Raw genomic sequence first — 19,506 nt, 5'->3', positions numbered from 1 at the left:
CCCGCGGCGAGGACGAGTATGGACGCCAGAGCGATCTCCAAGGCCAAGCTGCCAAGCCGTCACGTGACCGTTGGTCCCGAGCGGGCGCCGCATCGCTCCTACCTCTATGCGATGGGGCTGTCGGCGGCCGAGATCGCGCAGCCGCTGGTTGGTGTCGCCAGCTGCTGGAACGAGGCCGCACCTTGCAACATCTCACTGATGCGCCAGGCGCAAGTGGTCAAGAAGGGCGTGGCGGCCGCCAAAGGCACGCCGCGCGAATTCTGCACCATCACCGTCACCGACGGCATCGCCATGGGCCACCAGGGCATGAAGTCGTCGCTGGTGTCACGCGAGGTCATCGCCGATTCAGTCGAGCTTACCATGCGCGGCCATTGCTACGATGCGCTGGTCGGCCTGGCCGGTTGCGACAAGTCGCTGCCCGGCATGATGATGGCTATGGTGCGCCTCAACGTGCCGTCGATCTTCATCTATGGCGGCTCGATCCTGCCCGGCAGCTACCGTGGCCGGCAGATCACCGTGCAGGACGTATTCGAGGCGGTCGGCCAGCATTCGGTCGGCACCATCGGCGACGCCGAACTGCTCGAAATCGAGCAAGCCGCCTGTCCGTCGGCCGGCTCCTGCGGCGCCCAGTTCACCGCCAACACCATGGCCACCGTCGCTGAGGCGATCGGCCTGGCGCTGCCCTATTCCTGCGGCGCGCCGGCACCCTACGAGATGCGCGACCGCTTCAATTTCGCTTCCGGCGAAAAGATTATGGAGTTGATCGCAAGGAACATCCGCCCTCGCGACATCGTTACTACGAAAGCGTTGGAAAATGCCGCGACCGTGGTCTCGGCCACCGGCGGCTCGACCAACGCGGCGCTGCATCTGCCGGCGATCGCGCACGAAGCCGGGATAAAGTTCGACCTTTTCGACGTGGCCAGGATATTCGAAAAGACACCCTACATCGCCGACCTCAAGCCGGGCGGCAAATACGTCGCCAAGGACATGTTCGAGGCCGGCGGCATTCCGCTCTTGATGAAGACGCTGCTCGACCATGGCTATCTTCATGGCGATTGCCTGACGGTGACCGGCCGCACTTTGGCCGAAAATATGGAACATGTTTCCTGGAATGACAGCCAGGATGTGGTCCGTCCCGCCAACAAGCCGATTACCCAGACCGGCGGGGTCGTGGGCTTGAAGGGTAACCTTGCCCCCGAAGGCGCGATCGTGAAGGTCGCAGGCATGGCGGAACTCAAATTCTCGGGTCCGGCGCGCTGCTTCGATTCGGAAGAGGAATGTTTCGAGGCGGTTACGCGCCGTAACTATAGCGAAGGCGAGGTTCTCGTTATCCGTTACGAGGGTCCGCGCGGCGGCCCGGGCATGCGCGAAATGCTGTCGACGACGGCGGCTCTCTACGGCCAGGGCATGGGCGGCAAGGTGGCGCTCATCACCGACGGGCGTTTTTCTGGCGCGACGCGCGGTTTCTGCATCGGCCATGTCGGGCCGGAAGCGGCCGTCGGTGGCCCGATCGGGCTTCTGAAAGACGGCGACTTGATCTCGATCGATGCGGTGAACGGCACGATCGAGGTTGCATTGTCCAAAGCCGAACTGGCGGCGAGGGCAAAAGCATGGAAGGCGCGCACGACCGACTATCAGTCGGGCGCGATCTGGAAATACGCACAGACGGTCGGATCTGCCCGCGACGGCGCGGTCACCCATCCGGGCGGTGCCAAAGAAACACACTGCTATGCGGACATCTGAGTTGTTGAGGTCGTCTGTCCTTTCGGCACTGGTTGCGCTCGCCACGTTTGGCGCGACCTTAGGCGCCGTCGGCCAGGCCATGGCCTTCGACGACAAGGTGTTCGACGACAAGACCGGCGTGAAGCCGCAGTCGAGCCCGTGGGCGGTGTTCCAGTTCGGCTTTTCCGCTTACAAGAACGGCCATAAGGAGCAGGCCGCGGAAGCCTACAAATATGCCGCCGAGAACGGCCAGATCGGCGCCACCTGGAAGCTTGCGCGCATGTATGCCGAAGGCGATGGCGTGGCGCGAGACGACTACGCGGCGTTCAAGTTCTTCAGCGAGATCGTCGACCAGGACGTCGAGCCCGGTTCGCCCGAGGAAAGCTATGTTTCGGACGCGCTGGTGGCGCTTGGCGACTATCTGAGGAAAGGCATTCCCGGCAGCCCCGTCGAGGAGAACGAGGTGGCGGCCCAGGAATATTACATGCGTGCCGCCGCCAACTACCGCAATCCGAACGCCCAGTTCGAGATGGGCCAGATGTTCCTCAAGGGCGAGGGCGGCGTCAAGGCCAGCGTCAAGCAGGCCGGACGCTGGTTCCAGCTGGCGGCCGAAAAGGGCCATGCGGGCGCGCAGGCGACGCTCGGCAACCTGCTTTTCCAAAGCGGCAAGATCGTCCGCGGGCTGGCGATGATGACCGCGGCACTCGAACGAGCCTCACCCGCCGACCAGCCATGGATCCGCGGCATGCAGGAAGAAGCGTTTGCCGCCGCCGGCGAAGCCGACCGTCGCACCGCGATTTCGCTGGCCGACGATATCCTGACCAAGGGTGGCGGCGACCAGTAGGCCGGCGGGATTTGTCGATTTAAATCAGTTCTCGGTCGGTTTCGCCGGCACGCCGCCGGGCGCCGGTGTTGATATCGGCGTGCCTTGCAGATGCGGGGCCAGTGTGTTCTCCGGGCAGCCGTCCCGCTGCTTTGTCCAGGACGTGTTGTTGAGCACCATCTCGCAGCGGGCGAGGTGGCTTTGTCCGGCAAGTGTCAGGCAGGCCATTTGACCGATCTGGAACGATTTGCCATTGGCAAGGCATAGCGGAGCGGCAACGGCCGGCATCGCGCCAAAAGCGAGCGCCGCGGCACACGTGCAAAGTGCAAGTCGGATAGTCATGGGAACCCCAGCCACCATGATGATTTCTCATCAAGCGCGCGATTTGTGGCGATAAGAGGTCAACTTCTCAATGTGCCGCCGGACAGCAGCTCCGATCAGGCCGGCCGCAGCGCCAGATCGATCGCCACCGGCACATGGTCGGAGGGTTTTTCCCAGGCGCGCACCTGTTTTTCGATCGAAGCCGAGGAAAACCAATTGGCGGCTTCGGGCGACAGAAGCAGGTGGTCGATGCGGATGCCGTTGTTCTTCTGCCAGGCGCCGGCCTGATAGTCCCAGAACGTAAAGACGTCGGGGGCGTCGGTGACGGCACGCACGGCTTCGGTGAAGCCGAGATTCTTCAGCCGCCGGAACGCCTGCCGCGTTGCGGGCTGGAACAGCGCGTCGCTTAGCCAGTTTTCCGGATATTTCGCATCGGCCGGCTCAGGAATGACATTGTAGTCGCCGGCCAGGACCAGCGGCTCTTCCAGTGCAAGCCGCTCCTCGGCCCAGCGCTCCAGCCGCGTCATCCAGGAAAGCTTGTAGGAGAACTTCTTCTCGTCGTCGATTGGGTTGCCGTTCGGCAGATAGATAGAGGCAACCCGCAAGGCGCCCTTGTCGGTCGAGAACACGCCTTCGATGAAACGCGCCTGCTCGTCGGCATCGTCGCCCGGCAAGCCGCGATTGACCTCGTCGAAACGCAGCTTCGACAGGATGGCGACGCCGTTGAAGCCTTTTTGGCCGTAGGTCTCGACATTGTAGCCGAGCGCCTCGATCTCGGCGCGAGGAAATTGCTCGTCGACCGTCTTGATCTCCTGCAGGCAGGCGATGTCGGGCGCGCTTTCCGTCAGCCAATGGGTCAAATTGCCGATGCGGGCGCGGACGCCGTTGATGTTCCAGGTGACGATTTTCATGACGTCCTCGATAGGCTGGTGGTCCGGAGACTAGCGATCCGCCGGGTGACGTTCGACAAGGCCGATCGTATTGCCTGCCGGGTCCTTTAGGAAGGCCATCCACTCGCTTTCCCCCGCCTGGCCGAACAGGCCTTCGGTGTCGCGATGGACGAGCGCCGGCGGCGCGGTGAAGGGAACACCGGCGGCCCTTGCCGAAGCGTGGAACTCTTCGAGGTCCGATATGTCGAGATAGACGGTGCCGGCCGGCAGGCCGTCGGTGAAAAGCAGGCGCACGTCACCTGCCATGATGAAGGCGATGCCTGGAGGATCGAAACGCGCATGCAGACTCATGCCGAGCACCTCGCGCCAGAAGGCCAGCGTTGCGTCGAGGTCGCGTCCGGCGGAAAGCGCGATCTGACGGACCGCGCCGATGTCGGGCATTTCTAGATCGAGAAGCTGGTGCCGCAGCCGCAGGAGGCGACCGCATTGGGGTTCCTGATCTGGAACGACTGGCCCATCAGATCGTCGACAAAATCGATCACCGAGCCGCCCATATAGACCAGCGACAGGTCGTCGATCAGCACGGTTGCGCCGTCCTTCTCGATGGCGACGTCGTCATCATTGCGCCTATCGACCAGATCGAACTTGTAGGAGAAGCCGGAACAGCCGCCGCCCTCGACCGAGACGCGCAGGGCCGTCTTGCCGGCTTCGCTCGCCACGATCTTGGCGATCCGCTTGGCGGCGGCGTCGGTCATCTCGACTTTCATGGCGGTCTTGGCATCAGCGCCCATGGGCGTCACCTTGCTTTCGGTTTCGTATGATAGGTATGAAGCGCGACGGGGCAAGTCAACTGCGGCATACGCTATGACCAACGAGTTGGGCGACATCGGATTCGGCTATCGGCCGCGCGCGGCCTATGCCAGCGACCCGGCGAAGTCGCGCGGCCGGCTGTTCGACGAGGTGGAAAGCCCGACGCGCACGCCGTTCCAGCGCGACCGCGACCGCATCATCCATTCGACGGCGTTCCGCCGGCTGAAGCACAAGACGCAAGTGTTCGTCGCACACGAAGGCGACCATTACCGCACAAGGCTGACGCATTCGATCGAGGTGGCGCAAATTGCACGCGCTCTGGCGCGGGCACTGCGCGGCGACGAGGACCTGGCCGAGGCGGTGGCCCTGGTGCACGACTTCGGCCACACACCCTTCGGCCATACCGGCGAGGACGCGCTGAACGAGAAGATGGCCGCCTGGGGCGGCTTCGACCACAATGCGCAATCGCTGCGCGTGGTGACGCGGCTGGAGCGGCGCTATGCCGAGTTCGATGGGCTGAACCTCACCTGGGAAACGCTGGAGGGGCTGGTCAAGCACAATGGCCCACTGACCGATGCCAAGGGCAAAGGGCTGAAGGGGCCGGTGCCGCAGGCGATCCGCGACTATTCCGAACTGCACGACCTCGAACTCGACCGCTTCGCCGGTATCGAGGCGCAGTGCGCGGCGATTGCCGACGACATCGCCTACAACACCCATGACATCGACGACGGGCTGAGGGCAGGGCTGCTGACGCTGGACATGCTGGAGGACCTCTCGCTGCCGGGGTCGATCCTCAAGGGGGTGCGTGAGCGCTATCCGGCGCTCGATGACGTACGCACCGGCCACGAGCTGATGCGCCGGCAGATCACTATCATGGTCGAGGACGTGATCGTCTCGACGACGGCCAATCTGGCGCGCATCAAGCCCGACAGCGCCGAGGCGGTAAGGGCGGCCGGCGAGACGATGGTGAGCTTCTCCGCCGAGACGGCCGTATCGGAAAAGGAGCTGAAGGCCTTTCTCTACAAGCATCTCTATCGCCACGCGGAGGTCATGCGGGTGCGCGCCGACGCCGACCAGATCGTCAGGGACCTGTTCGACGTCTATTTCGCCGATCCGCGCGCCATGCCGGATGGCTGGCGCGAAGGGCTCGATCGGGCGGAGGATCGCGTCAAGGCGCGCAGTGTTGCCGATTTCCTGGCTGGCATGACGGACACTTATGCACTCAAGGAACACAGCCGTTTGTTTGACCATACGCCGGATTTGAGCTAGGGCGGGCGCGATTTTGCCGGCCAACGAGCCGGATCCCTGCAAAACCGTCAGAGCCATAGCAATGAACATCTTCGCCGATTTCAACGCGCGAATCATAAAGGCCGTCGAAGCGCTTGATTTGAAAGACAAGGATGGCGTGCCGCCGGATCTGTCGCGCATCGCCGTCGAGCCGCCGCGCGATGCCAGCCATGGCGATCTCGCCACCAACGCTGCCATGGTGTTGGCCAAGCCGACCGGCCAGAACCCGCGCGCGCTGGCCGAAAGGCTGGCCGAGGCGCTGCGCGCCGACGAGGATATCGCGGCCGCCGAGATCGCCGGTCCGGGCTTCGTCAATCTCAGGCTCAAGGACGGCTTCTGGCAGGCGCATCTGACGGCGCTGCTCGGCGAAGGCCGCAATTACGGCCGCTCGACTGTCGGCGGCGGCAAGAAAACCAATGTCGAATATGTCTCGGCCAACCCGACCGGGCCGATGCATGTCGGCCATTGCCGGGGTGCCGTGGTCGGCGACGCGCTCGCCAACCTGATGGCCTTCGCCGGTTACGACGTGACCAAGGAATATGTCATCAACGATGCCGGTTCGCAGATCGACGTGCTCGGACGCTCGGTCATGCTGCGCTACCGCGAGGCGCTTGGCGATGAGATCGGCGAGATTCCGGCCGGGCTTTATCCAGGCGACTATCTGATCCCCGTTGGTCAGGCGTTGGCCAGCGAATTCGGCCGCTCCCTACTGCAGATGCCGGACGAGGAGGCACTTGCCATCGTCAAGGACAGGACGATCGACGCGATGATGGCGATGATCCGCGAGGATCTGGCGCTGCTCAACGTGCATCACGACGTCTTCTTTTCCGAGCGGACGCTGCATGCCAACAATGCGAAGAAGATCCGCTCGGCGATCAGCGACCTGACGCTGAAGGGCCACATCTACAAGGGCAAGCTGCCGCCGCCCAAGGGCGAGAAGCCGGACGACTGGGAGGACCGCGAGCAGACGCTGTTCCGCTCGACCGCGGTCGGCGACGACATGGACCGGGCGCTGGTCAAGTCGGACGGTACCTTCACCTATTTCGCTGCCGATGTCGCTTACCTCAAGGACAAGGTCGATCGCGGCTTCGTCGACCTGATCTATGTGCTTGGCGCCGATCATGGCGGCTATGTGAAACGGCTGGAAGCGCTTGCCCGGGCGATTGCCGGCGACGAGGTCAAGCTTACCGTGCTGCTTTGCCAGCTGGTGAGGCTGTTTCGCGCCGGCGAGCCGGTGCGCATGTCGAAGCGGTCGGGCGAGTTCGTGACCCTGCGCGAAGTGGTCGAGGAGGTCGGCCGCGACCCGATCCGCTTCATGATGCTCTACCGCAAGAACGACGCGCCGCTCGACTTCGACTTCGCCAAGGTGACCGAGCAGTCGAAGGACAATCCGGTATTCTACGTGCAGTATGCCTCGGCGCGCTGCCATTCGGTGTTCCGGCAGGCGAGCGAGCAGTTGGGCGAGGCCATGTTCGACCGCAACCAGCTGGCCGCCGAAGTGGCTTTGCTGACCGATGAGGGTGAGATCGGCCTGATCAGGAAGCTCGCCGAATATCCGCGGCTGATCGAAGCCGCGGCGCTCGCGCTTGAGCCCCACCGGCTGGCATTCTACCTCTACGAACTTGCTTCCAGCTTCCACGGACACTGGAACCGGGGCACCGATAATCCCGACTTACGTTTTGTTAAGGTTAACGACCGACAATTGACGCATGCCAGACTAGGGCTGGTGCAGGCTGTTTCGGACGTTTTGACGTCCGGCCTGACGCTGATCGGAGCCAATGCGCCCACCGAAATGCGTTAGGTTTGAGTAAAAAACCTGTCACCTTTTGCCCACATTGCGCTGGTAAGGGCCAACCCTACGCGACGTCCATGGCGTCCGAATGAGTGCGAGTTCGGGAACAATAATGGCAGACAGAACCCAGTTGAGAGCAGCCGACCACAACGACATCGCCAACGATGATCCGTTCGCGGAACTGACCAGGATCATGGGGTTCGACCCGCGCCAACCGGTCAAACCGCAAACGCCGGCCCAGCCGAAAGCCGCTGCCGCCGGGCCGCCGGAGGGCGAGGCCGATTTCGACATCGATCTCGAGAAGGAGTTGATGGGCGAGTTCGGCGCCGACGCCAATGACAATGCTTCCCCTGTCGAGCTTCGCGAGCCGGCATCCGAACCGGCTACCACGGATGAGATGGAGGACGCGCTTGCCGCCTCGTTCGAACAGGATTTCGCGTTCGACGACAGTGCGGTGGATGATGCTGCTCCTGTTGCGGCCGCTCCTGTTGCCGCCGACGAAATTGCCTCCGGCCCCGAAAGGTCGTTCGCTCCCGCTGTCGAGCCGGAGTTCGACGACGAGTTCGATAACGCCGTCGCCGGCTCGCTCGAAGACGTGTCGCCGTTCGAGGACGACTTGTCGAGTGACGACGAACTTGCCGGCCCTGTCGACCAGGATTTTCGGCTCGACGACGATGTGACGGGCAAGATCGGGGCGACGGGCGAGGACGGACCTAGGGCCGCAGCCGATGCATACGCGCCGGTCGACGAGCCCGCCTTCGACGACGAGCCTGCCTTCGACAATGAGTTCGACAACGCCGTGGCCAACTCGCTCGAAGACGAGCTGATGCTCGAAGAGCATGAGCCGATGGAGCAGGCCGTCGCCGTTGAAACCGCGGCGCAAGCCGCCGAGCCTGCGTTCGATGACGAGTTCGACGATGCCGTTGCAAGCTCGCTCGAAGACGAGCTGATGGTCGACGAGCATGAGCCGGCGGAAACCGTCGCCGCCCCGGCATCGCCGGTTGAGGCGGTTTCGGACGATGAGAATTTTGCCGGCCATTTCGATGATGCCATGGCCGACGTCGACATGGACTTAGACGTTCGCCCGAACGAGCCTGCCGAAATCGAAGAACCAGAGGCCGTCGAGCTTTCCGGCACGGCTGCTGAAGCGGCGTTCGACGACCATTTCGATCTGAGCCTCGACGATGCGCTTGCGGAGGACGTCGAAGAGCCCGTGGCGCAGGTTGCGGCCGAACCAGTGGCGCCGGCCGCTGTCGTCCCGACAGCCCCAGTGGCTGAGGAACGCAGCCTGGAAGACGAGCTGAACGCGCTGCTGGGGGCGATGAGCACACGGCCGGCACAAGCGGCCGACGAACCTCAGACAAGCCAGCAGCCTGCCCAGAAGCCTGTGATGGCTGCTGCTCAGCAGCCCGTGGCGCCCGCAATTCAGGAGCCAGCAGTGGCCGCTGAACAGCCCATGGCGGCGGCTGAAGACGTCACCAACGGACCGGTGCATCCTGTCGACGAACTGGATTGGGAACTCGACGAACACGAGCCCGCTGAGCCGCAGCAGTCCAGTGCCGCCGATGACGCCGATCTTGGCAGTGTCCTCTTCGATGAGCTTGAAGGCGAGGATTTCGGTGTTGAAGCCGCTGCCGGACCTGCGGATGATTTGGACAACGATGCGCTCGATGCCGATTTCGCCAGGAATATCGGCCTGGATCATGACTCGGCCGACAAGAGTGCCGCAGCTGCTTCCGAAGAAGATCCGCTCGATGCGCTGAACTGGCTGACGACACGCGCCACGCCGCCCGAGCCGGCCCGCTCGTGGAGCCGCGTGACGCCGGTCGCACAGCCTCAGCCCGCTTTTGCAGGCCAGCCGGTGGCTTCGGCGCGTCCGGCACCACCGCCGCAGCCGGCTGCGGCGCCGTCCTATCGGGCCGCACCGGTCGAAGAGGCGCCGTCCTATGAAGGCCAGGCATCCCGTGAAGAGAGGCCGTCCTATGAAGATCGGCCCGCCTACACGGAAGCTGCGCCAACCTCGCATCAACAGCCTTCCGCGTATGACGAGATGCCCGATGTCGAGACGGTCGACGTGCCCGAGCGCGTCGTGGCGCTGGCGGACGATCTCGACATTCCGGAGCTCAACTTCGACGATGACGAGCCGGTGGCGCCCGCCTACGACGATCTTGATGCCGATTTTGCCAGCCTTCTCACCGAAATGAATGCCACGGATATAGCGCCTGCCCCGGTGCGCAGTGCTGGCTATGACGATGAATACGATGCGGGCTTTGCGTCTGGTTATAAGCAAGATCGTGGCGAGACGCGCGCCTATGGCGCCAAGCCTGCGGAAGCCCCCGTCAGCGCGGCGGCCGCTTCCTATGCCGATGCAGCGGACGGTTTCGATCTGGGCCCATTGCCCAGTGGCCAGCCGGTTTCGCAAGCCGACGATTTCACCTTCGATGAGCTCGATTACGATCCCGAACTGGACGAGGAGATGTCGGTTCCGGGTCTTGCCGAACGCGGGGCCGAAAGGCAGCCGCGCAGGCGCGGGCTGCTGATAGGAGCGGTGGTTGGCGCGGTGGCGATCGCCGGAGGCCTTGGCCCCTTTGCGTTGACCCTCGGCGGCAAGAGCGGCAGCGATGCGCCGGTTATCGTCAAGGCCGACAACAGGCCGATCAAGATCAAGCCGGAAAATCCAGGCGGCGCCGTCGTGCCGAACCAGGACAACAAGGTCTATGACGCTGTGGTCAAGGGCGCCAAGCCCGCCGAGCCCGTTCAGCAGAAGCTGGTCACCAACACCGAAGAGCCTGTGGACCTGAAAGCCAACGAACCGGAGAGCCGCGTCGTCGATCTTTCGCCCAATGACCCCGACGCCGCGGACGATCTCGACGCGCCCGGCACAGTGGCGTCCGACACCAACGCCTCTGGTATCAACGCGCCTGATACCAACGCGCCTGACACCGATGCGCTTGGCGCCAATGCCGCTGGCGGTACCGAAACTGCCGCCGCACCGGCGCCCAAGTCCGAGGATCGCATCGCGCAGGTTCTGCAGGAGGCCGAGAAGGGTGCCAACCCCGAGATCGTCGCCGTTGCGCCGCGCAAGGTACGGACCATGGTCGTGAAACCTGACGGCTCGCTGGTGGCGCGCGAGGATCCGGCGCCTGCCGCCCCGCAGATGGCTGCTGCCGAGCCGGCAGATCCGGCGCCGCAGCACGTGGCTCCGTCGGCCCAGGCCGACGCCGCCGCGCAGACGGGCACCGTGCCCCTGATCGAGCAGATGACAAGTGATCCGAAGATTGGCGATCAGAAGATTGGTGACCAGCCGAGTGGCGATCAGGCGAGTGGCGATCAGGCCGAAACCACCAAGCTGCAGCCGGCGCCCAAGCCCGACACCAAGGCCGAAGCCAAGGCCCAGCCCTCAGCCAGCAAGCAGTCCGCCAACACCCCGGCCACGGTCCCAGTGGCGCCGCAGCGTCCGTCCGACCAGCCGGTCGACGTAGTCGGCGAAGTCAAGCCCGATCAGGTTGCTTCCATCGATCCGGCCGCGGCCGGCGCTGGTTCGTGGTCGATACAGATCGCTTCGCAGCCGACAGTCGAAAGCGCCCAGTCGACTTATCAGGATCTGCAGCGCCGCTACGGCAGCGTGCTTTCCGGCCGCACCGCCAACATCGTCAAGGCCGAAATTGCCGGCAAGGGCACCTTCTACCGCGTCCGCGTTCCAGCGCAGTCGCGCAACGAGGCGATCAAACTGTGCACCAGCTACAAGGCTGCCGGCGGCAATTGCTTCGTGTCCCACTAGCGGCACCAAAAACCTCTCGAAAAGCCGGCGCTCGCGCCGGCTTTTTTGCGTGAACGGAAATCCCTGGAGGCAATTGCGGGCGATTCCCTTTGTCGGCGCGAAGCTCTAAACTGTTCCGCATGACCGAATCAAAATCCATGATCCTCGGCTGCGCCGGGAAATCACTGACCCGCGACGAGATCCGTTTCTACCGCAACGAATGCCCGTGGGGTTTCATCCTGTTTGCGCGCAATATCGGCGAGACCGAGCAGATCCGCGATCTGGTCGCCGCCATGCGCGACTGCGTCGGGCGCGCGGATGCGCCGGTATTCATTGACCAGGAGGGCGGCCGGGTGCAGCGCCTGCGGCCGCCGCTGGCGCCGAACTATCCGGCTGCCGGCGCACTCGGCGCCTTGTGGCGCGACGACCATGACGCCGGCACCCGTGCCGCCTGGCTGATGGCGCGGCTGCATGCCTTCGATCTGCTGCGCTACGGCATCACGGCGGATTGCCTGCCGGTGCTCGACGTGCCGATCGAGGGCGCCAGCGACGTCATCGGCGCACGCGCCTATGGCAAGGAGCCGCGCGCCGTCATCGAATTGGGTCGCGCCGCGGCGGAAGGCCTGATGGCGGGCGGCGTGCTGCCGGTGATGAAGCATATTCCCGGCCATGGAAGGGCCTTCGCCGACACGCATTTCGAACTGCCGACCGTCGACGCCTTGATCGGCGACCTGCAGCGGCATGATTTTGCGCCGTTCAGGGAGCTCAACCATTTGCCGATGGCGATGACGGCGCATGTCGTCTATAGCGCGATCGACCCGAAGAACCCGGCCACGACATCCGGCAAGGTCATCGAAAAGATCATCCGCGGCGAAATCGGCTTCGACGGTCTGTTGATGAGCGACGACACCTCGATGAAGGCACTTTCTGGGGATTTCCCGTCAAAGGCGGCCGCTATCCTTGCGGCGGGCTGCGATCTGGTCCTTCACTGCAACGGCGTGTTTGAGGAGATGGCCGGCATTGCATCGCGAACGACCGGACTTGAAGGCAAGTCGTTTGACCGCGCGGAGCGGGCGCTGACCTATATCAGGAACCGTGACGTAGCGGACGAGACCGAGATTCGGGCCGAATTTGCCAGTTATTTCGACGCGGTGGCCTAGCATCAAAGGAAGCGAAGTGGCGGAAACATTGGACCTGAAGGCCGGCAAGGCCGCACCGATGGACCGTCTGTGGGCCGAGAACGACGATTCCCGGTTGACCGGCGATCCCGCTTTGGTCGTCGATGTGGCCGGTTTCGAAGGTCCGCTCGATCTTCTGCTGCATCTTGCCCGCAACCAGAAGGTCGACCTGTCGCGCATCTCGATCCTGGCGCTGGCCGAGCAATATCTGGCCTTCGTCGAGAAGGTGAGGGCGCTGCGGCTGGAGCTTGCCGCTGACTATCTGGTGATGGCGGCATGGCTGGCCTTCCTCAAGTCGAAGCTCCTGATCCCCAAGCAGCCCGGCGACGAAGGCGAAAGCGGCGAGGAACTGGCGGCAGTGCTGCAGTTCCGGCTGAAGCGGCTGGAGGCGATGCGCGACGCGGCGGCACGGCTGGTCAACCGCAACCGGCTCGGACGCGACGTGTTTGCGCGCGGCATGCCGGAAATGGTCATCGTCGAGAAGCGAAATGCCTATTCGGCCTCGCTCTACGATTTGTTGACCGCCTATGCCCAGCAGCGCCAAAAGCAGGCGATCACCAATGTGACGATCGCCAGGCGCGGCGTGTGGTCGCTCAAGGATGCGCGTGACGTGCTGATCAGGCTGATCGGGTCGCTACGCGACTGGACGGCGCTCGACAGTTTCCTGGTCGAATATCTGGCCGGCCCGGAAGAGCGGCGCACTGCGGTCGCCAGCTCGTTTGCCGCAACGCTGGAACTGGTGCGCGAAGGCAAGATGGAGATGCGGCAGGACCAGGTGTTCGCGCCGCTTTATCTGCGCGGCCGCGCTCAAGCCATCAAGATAGTCGAGGTAACACCATGAGCGAACGCGCCAACGCTTCGGTCATCCCGTTCAAGGTCGAGGACGACGCCGAGCAAGGCGCGGTTGCCGAGAACCCGGCACAAAACCAGGGGCAGAATTTGTCGCAGAATCCCGGCGAGCGGCTGCATATGGCGGAGGCCGTGCGGATGGCCGAGGCGATCGTATTCGCCAGCGCCGAGCCGGTCAGCGAAAAACAGCTCACTTCGCGGCTGCCCGACGGCATCAACATTGCCGCGGCGATGGCCGAACTGCAGCAGATCTATGCGCGGCGCGGCGTCAATCTGGTGCGCGTCGGCGATGCCTGGGCCTTCCGCACCGCCGGCGACCTCGCCTTCCTGATGAGCCGCGACACGGTGCAGCAGCGCAAGCTGTCCCGCGCTGCCCTCGAAGTGCTGGCGATCATCGCCTACCACCAGCCGGTGACGCGCGCCGAGATCGAGGACATCCGCGGCGTCGAGACGTCAAAGGGGACGCTCGACACGCTGATGGAGACGGAATGGGTGAGAATGCGCGGCCGGCGCCGCACGCCCGGCCGTCCCGTCACCTACGGCACGACGGACATTTTTCTCGACCATTTCGCACTGGAGGAGATCCGCGATCTCCCCGGCATGGAGGAATTGAAGGGTGCAGGATTGCTGTCCGGCCGCATGCCGTCGAATTTCTCGGTGCCGCTGCCGCCGGCCGACCCCGATGCGCTCACCGACGACGAGGATCCGCTGACCGACATCGACCTCGAGGAACTCGGCCTTTTGACGCCGCGCGTCACGGACGATTGAGCCGAGCGCCATCTTTAAGCCACAGCCAGGATGGAACTGCGCCGATTGGTAGCGGGCCGCCGTGCCGAAAGTGCGTGACTTCGGCCACTCATTCATGAACTCTGTCGCAGTTCTGTTTGAATCCGAACCCGAAAGCGCATAGATCAGCGTCTGGGAAACCGTTCGAGAGAGATTTGCTATGGGTTCATTTTCGATTTGGCACTGGATGATCGTTCTGGTGATCGTGCTGCTGGTCTTCGGCCGCGGCAAGATCCCCGAGCTGATGGGCGACATGGCCAAGGGCATCAAGAGCTTCAAGAAGGGCATGGCCGACGACGAGACTGCCGAGGACAAGCGCACCGTCGAACACCGTTCCGACGAGACCGTGTCGGTACCGAAGGAAAAGGCCAGCAAAAGCTGAGCCCAAAACTTTGGTTGGCCAAAACTTGAGTCGGCCTGAAACTTGAGTCGGAACGTATAGCCATGTTCGAAGTCGGCTGGACCGAGATGCTGGTGATCGCGATCGTCATGATCGTGGTCGTCGGGCCCAAGGATTTGCCCAACATGCTGCGCACCTTCGGCCGCACAACGGCGAAGCTGCGCGCCATGGCGTCGGATTTCCAGCGGCAGTTCAACGACGCACTGAAGGAAGCCGAACTCGACGACGTCAAGAAGTCGGTCGATTCGCTGAGAAGCCTCAATCCGGCAGCCGAGATCAGGAAGCAGCTCAATCCATTCGAGCAGGCCGCCGCCGACGTCCGTTCCGGCGTCGATGCCGTGATGAAACCCAAGCCGGCGGTCGAGGCCGCCTCGACAGAGCAGGCAGCCGAGCCGCTGAAGAACGGCGCGACGACGATGCCGGGCGTCAGCCCGCCGGAGCCGACGCCGGCCACGCCGATCTTTCCGGCGATGACGGACGAGTCCGTCGTGGCGCCGGCAGTAGAGGCGCAAACGACTGCAGCGGCCGTGCCGCAAAAAGCGCCGGCGGCAAAGAAGAAGCCGGCGCCCGCGAAAGCCGCGGCTGCCGTGCCGGCCAAGCCGGCAAAGGCCGCTGCGCCAAAGGTCGCCACAAAAGCTGAGCCGAAAGCGCAGTCATCAGCAGCGAAGAAGCCGGCGGCAGCAGCGAAGAAGCCTGCGGCAGCAACGAAGAAGCCGGCCGCCACGAAAACGGCGGGAGCCGCCTAGTGAGCACTTCGGACACGGAAAAGGACGAGATCGAAAAATCGTCGGCTCCGCTGATGGAGCACCTGATCGAGTTGCGCCGGCGGCTGATGTGGTCGATCGGCGGTTTTTTCGTTGCTTTTCTTGTGTGCTTCTTCTTCGCCAAGAAGCTGTTCAACCTGTTGGTGATCCCGTTCAGATGGGCGACCCAATGGGCCGGGCTCGATCCGCACAAGGTCGAGCTGATCTATACGGCGCCGCAGGAGTTCTTCTTTACCCAGGTCAAGCTCGCCATGTTCGGCGGCATGGTCATCGCTTTTCCGTTGATCGCCACGCAGATCTACAAATTCATCGCGCCCGGCCTCTACAAGAACGAGCGCAATGCCTTCCTGCCGTTCCTGATCGCCTCGCCGATCCTGTTTCTGATGGGCGCGTCGCTGGTCTATTTCTTCTTTACGCCGATGGTGATGTGGTTCTTCCTCGCCATGCAGCAGACCGGCACCAACGACCAGGTGCAGATTTCGCTGCTGCCGAAAGTGTCCGAATATCTCAGCCTGATCATGACGCTGATCTTCTCCTTCGGCCTGGTGTTCCAGTTGCCGGTGGTGACAAGCCTGATGACGCGGGTCGGCATGCTGTCGTCGCAAGGGTTGGCCGAGAAGCGCAAATGGGCGATCGTCATCGCCTTCGTCGTGGCGGCGGTGCTGACGCCGCCCGACCCGATGAGCCAGATCGGCCTCGCAATTCCGACGATCCTGCTCTACGAGGTCTCGATCTGGTCGGCTCGCTTGATCGAGCGCAGCAAGGAGCGCGACCGTGTCGCCCGCGAAAAGCAGGACGCCACCGAAGAGGTGGCCGAAAAGCCGGCGGACGCGTCTTCGACGTAGGTTCGGTTGAGGCGGGCAGCATCTTTTTGCCGGCCATAGCAACTTTGTTCTTGCTTTGTGCCGGCAGCTATGCTACTGATTTGGGGATGGTGCCAATTGGCTCCAAAAACCCGCCCACTCAGGCGGGTTTTTTTGTTTCTTCCTTTTGAAGTTCCAGTGTTGCCGCCTGAGGTCGGCGGGACAGCGCCCCCCTCTGTCCTGCCGGACATCTCCCCCACTTGGGGGGAGATCGGCAGCTTGGGCGACGGCTTGCTTTTTCAGCGCCGGAGATTGGCGAAAGCCGCTATGACGGCCAATCTCCCCACTCGTGGGGGAGATGTCCGGCAGGACAGAGGGGGGCGTGAAGGAACTCTGCCTTGACGCCTTGCATCGATGCGGTTTACCCCCTCTGGCCTACTCAAGGACGAACAGACCATGCTTGACATCAAATGGATTCGCGACAACCCGACAGTCCTTGTCGAAGCGCTCCAGAAGCGCTCGTGGTCGGCTGAGGATGCGCAGTCCACGGTCGATGATTTGATCGCGCGGGACGAGGCGCGGCGCGAGCATCTGACCGAGCTGCAGACCAGGCAGGAACGCCGCAACGCCGCATCGAGGGAGATCGGCAATGCCATGCGCTCGGGCGATGCCACCCTTGCCGAACGGCTGAAGGCCGAGGTCGGCGAGATCAAGGCGTTCATCCAGAATGGCGAGGCGCGCGAGCGCGAGCTCGACAAGGCGCTGAACGATGCATTGGCGGTGCTGCCAAACGTGCCGTTTGACGACGTACCGGTCGGCAAGGACGAGCACGACAACGTCGTCAAGCGCGTCGTCGGCAAGCTGCCGACGCGGCCGAACTGGGTGAAGGAGCATTTCGAGATCGGCGAAGCGCTCGGCATGATGGATTTCGAGCGGGCCGCGAAGCTTTCCGGCTCGCGCTTCACCGTGCTCAAAAGCGGCCTGGCGCGGATGGAACGCGCGCTCGGCCAGTTCATGCTGGATCTGCACACCACCGAGCACGGCTATGTGGAAATCCAGCCGCCGCTGATGGTGCGCGACGAGGTGCTTTTCGGGACCGGGCAACTGCCGAAATTCGAGGAGGATTCATTCTTCGTTCGGCATGGGGACGGCAGGCTCGGCCTAATACCAACCGCCGAAGTGCCGCTCACCAATCTCGTTCGCGAGGAGATCACGCCGCATGAAAAACTGCCGCTGCGCTATACCGCGCTGACGCCGTGCTTCCGCTCGGAGGCGGGCTCGGCAGGGCGTGACACGCGCGGCATGCTGCGCCAGCACCAGTTCTACAAGGTCGAACTGGTGTCGATCACCGACCAGGACTCGTCGGTTGCCGAGCACGAGCGGATGACCGAATGCGCCGAGGAGGTGCTGAAGCGGCTCGGCCTGCCGTTCCGCACCATGACGCTGTGCACCGGCGACATGGGCTTTGGCGCGCGCAAGACTTACGACATCGAGGTCTGGCTGCCCGGCCAGAATGCCTATCGCGAAATCTCGTCGTGCTCGGTATGCGGCGATTTCCAGGCGCGGCGCATGGACGCCCGCTACAAGGACAAGGATGGCAAGGGCAACCGCTTCGTCCACACGCTGAACGGTTCGGGCACCGCCGTCGGCCGCGCTCTTATCGCCGTCATCGAAAATTACCAGAACGAGGACGGCAGCGTAACCATTCCTGAAGCGCTTCGGCCTTACATGGGCGGTCTGGAAAAGATCGAATCGAAATAATGCGCATCCTCCTGACCAACGACGACGGCATCCATGCCGAGGGCCTTGCATCACTCGAACGCATCGCCCGCACGCTGTCGGACGACGTCTGGGTGGTGGCGCCGGAACAGGACCAGTCCGGCTATGCGCATTCGCTGTCGATCTCGGAGCCGCTGCGGCTCAGGAAAATCGGCGAAAAGCACTTTGCTGTGCGCGGCACGCCGACCGACTGCGTCATCATGGGCGTGAAAAAGATCCTGCCCGAAGCGCCCGACCTGATCCTGTCCGGCGTCAATTCCGGCGCCAACATCGCCGACGACGTCACCTATTCGGGCACGGTCGCCGGCGCCATGGAAGGCGCGCTGCTCGGCGTGCGATCGATCGCCATCAGCCAGGCCTATTCCTATGTCGGCGAGGACCGCGTCGTTCCCTACGAGACCACCGAGGCGCTGGCGCCGGCGCTGCTCGAAAAGCTCGTCGCCATGCCGTTGCCAGACGGCGTGCTGCTCAACGTCAATTTTCCGAATTGCGCGCCGGAAGAAATCGCCGGAACTGTGGTCACTTCGCAGGGCAAGCTGGTCCACAGCCTGTGGGTCGACGAGCGGCGCGACGGGCGCGGCCTGCCTTACTACTGGCTGCGCTTCGGCCGCGAGCCAGTCGAGGGCAAGCAAGGCAGCGACCTCCATGCCTTGCGCAATCGGATGGTGTCGGTGACACCGCTGCAGCTCGATCTCACCGCGCATGAAATCCGCGATCAACTGGCCAAGGCGCTCGCATGAACTTGAATCACGCTGCAACGTTCGACGAACGCGAAGGTTTCGCTGCCTTCCTGCTTCGCCTGCGCGGCAGGGGCACGGTGCCGAAGGCGCTGATCGCCGCCTTCGAGGCGACGCCGCGGCGCGGCTTCCTGTCTCCGCATTTCCACTCGATTGCCTGGTCCGACCGTATGCTGCCAATCGAATGCGGCGAGGCCATCGAAGGCGCCGACCTGCAGGCGGCGGTGATCGCGGCACTTGCCATCGAACCGGGCAACCGCGTGCTCGAGATCGGCACCGGGTCCGGCTACACGGCGGCGGTGATGTCGCGGCTTGCCGCGCGGATCGTCACCATCGACCGTTACAAGACGCTGGCCGAACAGGCCCGGCAGCGTCTCGAGGCACTCGCCATCGGCAACGTCATCGTGCGCCAGGCGGACGGTTCCAACGGGCTGGCCAACGAAGCGCCGTTCGACCGCATCGTCGCCTGGGCGGCCTTCGACAGCCTGCCGCGTTTCCTGCTCGACCAATTGTCGAGCGGCGGCATCGTCATTGCGCCCATCGGACCCGACGAGGGCGAGCAGGTGCTGGCCAAGCTGACCAAGGTCGGCAGCCGCTTCGAACGCGAGGATATCGGCCTGGTGCGTCTGCAGCCGATCCTGCGCAGTGTCGCGGCGGTCATCTAGGGTGTGTCGATATTCAGGTGAGGCCGGCCTACAAATGGCGGCTTCCTCCGCTTCCGGTGCTCACGTACTCAAATGTACGCTCCGCTCCGGTTCTCGGAATCCATCATTTTCGGCTCGGCCTGACCTGAATCTCAACACAC

Annotated in this window: 18 protein-coding genes; 14 read left to right on the top strand and 4 right to left on the bottom strand. The window is 63.6% G+C overall.

The window, feature by feature from the left end; genetic code table 11:
* The first annotated feature begins 18 nt into the window (after positions 1-18).
* Positions 19-1,743: a dihydroxy-acid dehydratase gene (gene ilvD / locus NKH37_RS15600; RefSeq protein WP_353005393.1), complete on the top strand. Its 1,725-nt coding sequence runs from the start codon at positions 19-21 to the stop codon at positions 1,741-1,743.
* Positions 1,730-2,566 carry a tetratricopeptide repeat protein gene (locus tag NKH37_RS15595; protein WP_023678939.1) on the top strand — a complete coding sequence of 279 codons (837 nt, stop codon included), beginning with the start codon at positions 1,730-1,732 and terminating at the stop codon, positions 2,564-2,566. Before ilvD ends, NKH37_RS15595 begins: the two co-directional genes overlap by 14 nt.
* A gap of 24 nt (positions 2,567-2,590) precedes the next feature.
* On the opposite strand, the gene NKH37_RS15590 is transcribed toward NKH37_RS15595, so the two are convergent.
* The 4 genes from NKH37_RS15590 to erpA all read right to left on the bottom strand — a co-directional run bounded on the left by NKH37_RS15590 (position 2,591) and on the right by erpA (position 4,547).
* Positions 2,591-2,905 carry a hypothetical protein gene (locus tag NKH37_RS15590; protein WP_023720051.1) on the bottom strand — a complete coding sequence of 105 codons (315 nt, stop codon included), beginning with the start codon at positions 2,903-2,905 and terminating at the stop codon, positions 2,591-2,593.
* Positions 2,906-2,982: 77 nt separating this feature from the next.
* Positions 2,983-3,777 (bottom strand): exodeoxyribonuclease III, encoded by a 795-nt coding sequence (xth, locus tag NKH37_RS15585; protein ID WP_023720052.1) that lies wholly within the window; start codon positions 3,775-3,777, stop codon positions 2,983-2,985.
* A 30-nt stretch (positions 3,778-3,807) separates the two neighbouring features.
* On the bottom strand, positions 3,808-4,197 hold the full coding sequence (locus NKH37_RS15580; RefSeq protein WP_353005392.1) for a VOC family protein: 390 nt from the start codon (positions 4,195-4,197) through the stop codon (positions 3,808-3,810).
* Positions 4,198-4,199: 2 nt separating this feature from the next.
* Positions 4,200-4,547 carry an iron-sulfur cluster insertion protein ErpA gene (gene erpA, locus NKH37_RS15575; RefSeq protein ID WP_352467016.1) on the bottom strand — a complete coding sequence of 116 codons (348 nt, stop codon included), beginning with the start codon at positions 4,545-4,547 and terminating at the stop codon, positions 4,200-4,202.
* Positions 4,548-4,620: 73 nt separating this feature from the next.
* Between erpA and NKH37_RS15570 the strand changes: the two genes are divergently transcribed.
* The 12 genes from NKH37_RS15570 (at position 4,621) to NKH37_RS15515 (ending at position 19,366) form a co-directional block, all read left to right on the top strand.
* Positions 4,621-5,835: a deoxyguanosinetriphosphate triphosphohydrolase gene (locus tag NKH37_RS15570; RefSeq protein ID WP_023720054.1), complete on the top strand. Its 1,215-nt coding sequence runs from the start codon at positions 4,621-4,623 to the stop codon at positions 5,833-5,835.
* A gap of 61 nt (positions 5,836-5,896) precedes the next feature.
* A complete protein-coding gene (gene argS / locus NKH37_RS15565) occupies positions 5,897-7,654 on the top strand; it encodes an arginine--tRNA ligase (RefSeq protein ID WP_353005391.1) in 1,758 nt (585 codons plus the stop codon).
* Between the two features lie 103 nt (positions 7,655-7,757).
* Positions 7,758-11,426: an SPOR domain-containing protein gene (locus NKH37_RS15560; protein WP_353041145.1), complete on the top strand. Its 3,669-nt coding sequence runs from the start codon at positions 7,758-7,760 to the stop codon at positions 11,424-11,426.
* A gap of 119 nt (positions 11,427-11,545) precedes the next feature.
* Positions 11,546-12,565, top strand: a complete 1,020-nt coding sequence (nagZ, locus tag NKH37_RS15555; protein WP_023720057.1) for a beta-N-acetylhexosaminidase — start codon at positions 11,546-11,548, stop codon at positions 12,563-12,565.
* Between the two features lie 58 nt (positions 12,566-12,623).
* Entirely contained in the window at positions 12,624-13,424 is an 801-nt protein-coding gene (locus NKH37_RS15550) for a segregation and condensation protein A (RefSeq protein ID WP_352482297.1), read from the top strand.
* Positions 13,421-14,200 carry an SMC-Scp complex subunit ScpB gene (scpB, locus tag NKH37_RS15545; protein WP_023720059.1) on the top strand — a complete coding sequence of 260 codons (780 nt, stop codon included), beginning with the start codon at positions 13,421-13,423 and terminating at the stop codon, positions 14,198-14,200. Before NKH37_RS15550 ends, scpB begins: the two co-directional genes overlap by 4 nt.
* Positions 14,201-14,378: 178 nt before the next feature.
* Entirely contained in the window at positions 14,379-14,600 is a 222-nt protein-coding gene (locus tag NKH37_RS15540; RefSeq protein ID WP_023678929.1) for a twin-arginine translocase TatA/TatE family subunit, read from the top strand.
* 62 nt (positions 14,601-14,662) lie between these two features.
* The gene (gene tatB / locus NKH37_RS15535; RefSeq protein ID WP_353005389.1) at positions 14,663-15,364 is read left to right on the top strand and encodes a Sec-independent protein translocase protein TatB; all 702 of its coding nucleotides are present in this window, start codon (positions 14,663-14,665) and stop codon (positions 15,362-15,364) included.
* Positions 15,364-16,227, top strand: a complete 864-nt coding sequence (tatC, locus tag NKH37_RS15530; protein WP_023720061.1) for a twin-arginine translocase subunit TatC — start codon at positions 15,364-15,366, stop codon at positions 16,225-16,227. Before tatB ends, tatC begins: the two co-directional genes overlap by 1 nt.
* 414 nt (positions 16,228-16,641) lie before the next feature.
* Positions 16,642-17,946 carry a serine--tRNA ligase gene (gene serS, locus NKH37_RS15525; protein WP_353005388.1) on the top strand — a complete coding sequence of 435 codons (1,305 nt, stop codon included), beginning with the start codon at positions 16,642-16,644 and terminating at the stop codon, positions 17,944-17,946.
* On the top strand, positions 17,946-18,704 hold the full coding sequence (gene surE / locus NKH37_RS15520; RefSeq protein WP_352860266.1) for a 5'/3'-nucleotidase SurE: 759 nt from the start codon (positions 17,946-17,948) through the stop codon (positions 18,702-18,704). Before serS ends, surE begins: the two co-directional genes overlap by 1 nt.
* Positions 18,701-19,366 carry a protein-L-isoaspartate(D-aspartate) O-methyltransferase gene (locus NKH37_RS15515; RefSeq protein ID WP_031194310.1) on the top strand — a complete coding sequence of 222 codons (666 nt, stop codon included), beginning with the start codon at positions 18,701-18,703 and terminating at the stop codon, positions 19,364-19,366. The genes surE and NKH37_RS15515 overlap by 4 nt, the downstream gene beginning before the upstream one ends.
* The last annotated feature ends 140 nt before the right edge of the window (positions 19,367-19,506 follow it).

It is taken from the genome of Mesorhizobium sp. M1217 (assembly GCF_040318275.1).
Lineage (GTDB): Bacteria > Pseudomonadota > Alphaproteobacteria > Rhizobiales > Rhizobiaceae > Mesorhizobium.
Note: the sequence above shows the minus strand (reverse complement) of the source record. Positions and strands in the feature narration are given on the sequence as shown.